Genomic DNA, 2,836 nt, shown 5'->3' on the forward strand with positions numbered 1-2,836 from the left:
TGCTGATCAAGAGCCCCAGATGACAGGTACCGGCCACGGCAGGAGCGGCAACAGCAATGCGGCGCGGGTCTGGGCGGCTATTTCAGCAGCCTCCTAGGCGCTCTTTGCCGCCGCCGCTGGGGTCAAGACCTGGCGGATCCGGGTCTTGATGCCTCGGCCCCTGCTGGGTACGCCCACCGGCACCGAAGGCTTCCGGAAGTCGCTGGAGCGGATCTGGGCAAAGGATCAACAGACGGTGGACTGGAGCGCCTGAACTCGGGCACCCTCCAACTGGGCCTGGGCAACCAGGCATTTGCTGGTCTGCAGCTCTGGTGGGTCAGCCGCACCCTGAGAAAGCGTGAGCTGGCACGACCGATGACCGAGGGTCAGCTCCGCAGGCCCCTGGACTGATCAAGGCCGAGACGGCCCGATCCACGCTGGTGTCACAGAACTTCATAGAGTGTCGGTGGTCATCGAGCGGTCCTGGACGGGTCCGCTTTTTTATGAGGTGACGGGAGAAGGGGTGGAGGGCCTAGTCGCTGACCACCTTCCACACCCACCACCCCGCCAGGCCCAGCAACACCAAAGCCAGCAGGGCCCGGAAGATCAGCAGGACCACCAGCACGACCGCCGCAGAGACCACGGTGCGCTTGGTGAGCGCCTTGGCTTCATCAGTCATGAAGCCCCAACGGGGCAAAGGGGGCTTGGCGGAAGGGGAGGAGGAACAGAAAACCTCTTAAGGATCCGCTGAGCCAGGGGCAGGGTGCCCAGATCCTGCTCACACAACTCCCACGCGTTCAGTAGGTCCCCCAGCAGTGCACTACCCCTTTGTGCAGAGCCTCAGGGTGCACAGAGACCGCGAGGGCAAGCAAGGTGAGGCGGGTGGTCAGGCCATGAAGAACCTGCAGGTGCCCTGGAGCAGTCGGCCATTGCTCGAAGATGCCAACGTGTGCACAAGCCCTTCAGAACCCATTCAATGCAGGCAAGCAGGGTGAGTGCATCCGGCGTCAGTGACCGACTCACCGACTATCGGCACCGCCCAGATGACGACGGAGGTCTGGGCGAAGACCTGGCGTGTCTCCACGACCTGGCCCAGCGCGAGGTGGTGAGCCACGACAACCGGGCAGCTGGCCTCCAGGTACTGCGAGCAGAACTCCAGGCCCTGAGGCGGCGGATTCAGGAAACCACCACTCCGCTATCGCCAGAGCGGGATGCACTGCTCCCGGAGTACGAGTCGTTACGGGAAACGTGCTGGCCCTGGCGGATGAGCTCAGCGATGAGTGAAACCACCAGGGCCGGTGATCTCCAGGTTGCTGGTGATTGGAGCTGGGCTTCCAGTTTGTGGTTGCCGCAGTAGACTTGTGCTTGAAATGAAAGCCCCACTACGGGTTTCGAAGGGAAGCAGCATTCTTAGCAACCCGGGTCCAGGGCAAGCCAAAGATCAGGCAAGTTACAGTGTGAGATTGGGAGTAATCCTGCTCCGAAGTAGTTCGAGGCCCGACACGATAGTACGACTCAGTGTTTCCACATGGAGGCCAAGCGGCTCAAAGTGCCATCCTTCAAGATCTTGAACCAGGGGTGGGTATGGCTGCCGATAGGCCAGCTGTGCCTCCAGAAACGAGACGTCGTCCTCTGCAATAGAATCTGAGCGGAACCGCACCAGACCTGTGAGGTTGAACAATTCGGGGCTTCCTTTGATCAACTCCTCTGTCTGGAGCTGATTGGGCCGTGTTCCTGGACTGCGGAGCCTCCAGCTCGAGCGCAACAGCCGCACAGTGTTGCTGATCTCCGGAGCCAGGAATACGGATGGTTGATCGCGAATGAAAGGTGGAGCGGGCCAACTTGACTCGATTTGCCTGAGAAGCTCCGACGCTGCGGCTGCGCCAAGCACAGTCCGAAGCAGCTCTTGACGCCGCAGAGGTGCATGACTGAGAACTTCAAGCAGAACAATGAACTTACAGCCAAGACTGTGACCTAGCCAAGAGAAGGCGGGTGGTTCACCATAGCTACTCAGCAGAGCTCGGATCTTAAGCTGCTCTCGGTATAAACCGATCGCCACCTCCCAGTGATTGAACTGAAGCGGGTTGAGTGGAAATCGATAGAGGACTATGGAGTAGCCCTGGTCACGCAGCAGGCCAAGCAGGGGAGCATAGGCCTGCTGGGGAAACGAACCGAACAGAAAGCTGCCGATGAACTGGATGACCCCCTTCTGCTCGGGAGCCAATAACAGTTTGCTGGTGGCCAAGCGAGCAGAGTGCATTGACCCAGTCCGCTCAAGACCGGCTAAGGGAGAGAAGTGAACCCCCGCTAGCCAAGGGGAGTGCATAGGCCAACTCTCCGAGCTTACTGGCATCAGCGTTGAAGAAGGTGCCGCGATGCTCAGCTGTAACCAGTAGATCGACAGATGTGGGGGTGGAGACTGAACTCAGGAACACTTCCACGTAGCCGCGCAACTCGTAGTTCTTTTCAGCACGTAGTTCCGATTGAAGCGCTTTGGGCTGGAGGATGAACAGCCCTGTGTCATTGCCATTCAAAGGGATACTAAAGCGTGTCTTGCGAACATCTGCATCGATGGCAAGGCTGTCGATAGGCCGTTGATTGCTCGGCAAGCGGTTGTCTCCTGTGGCCTCCAGGGTGGTGCTAACCGGACCATTAACCCCGGTGGTGTCAAGGGTAGTAAGGATCTTATCCGTCTGAGGTGGTCTGGGTTTTCTGGACAGGCTCCATCGTTAACCTGTGAGGCGGGGCACCGCCCCTGACAGGGGGCTCCCACCCATGAGCAAACGCCGCACCCATAGCCCCGAGTTCAAGGCCAAGGTCGCCATGGAGGCGATCAGTGGCCGCAAGACGCTCCAGG

At 59.7% G+C, this 2,836-nt stretch carries 3 protein-coding genes; all 3 read right to left on the reverse strand.

Going from position 1 to position 2,836, the window contains the following annotated elements:
• Window positions 1-511: 511 nt before the first annotated feature.
• Window positions 512-658: a hypothetical protein gene (locus tag CJZ98_RS18930; protein ID WP_198537963.1), complete on the reverse strand. Its 147-nt coding sequence runs from the start codon at window positions 656-658 to the stop codon at window positions 512-514.
• 771 nt (window positions 659-1,429) lie between these two features.
• Entirely contained in the window at window positions 1,430-2,224 is a 795-nt protein-coding gene (locus CJZ98_RS18075; RefSeq protein ID WP_157911087.1) for a DUF1350 family protein, read from the reverse strand.
• A 28-nt stretch (window positions 2,225-2,252) separates the two neighbouring features.
• On the reverse strand, window positions 2,253-2,588 hold the full coding sequence (locus tag CJZ98_RS18620) for a hypothetical protein (RefSeq protein ID WP_157911088.1): 336 nt from the start codon (window positions 2,586-2,588) through the stop codon (window positions 2,253-2,255).
• Window positions 2,589-2,836 lie beyond the last annotated feature (248 nt).

The organism is Vulcanococcus limneticus LL, assembly GCF_002252705.1.
GTDB lineage: Bacteria > Cyanobacteriota > Cyanobacteriia > PCC-6307 > Cyanobiaceae > Vulcanococcus > Vulcanococcus limneticus.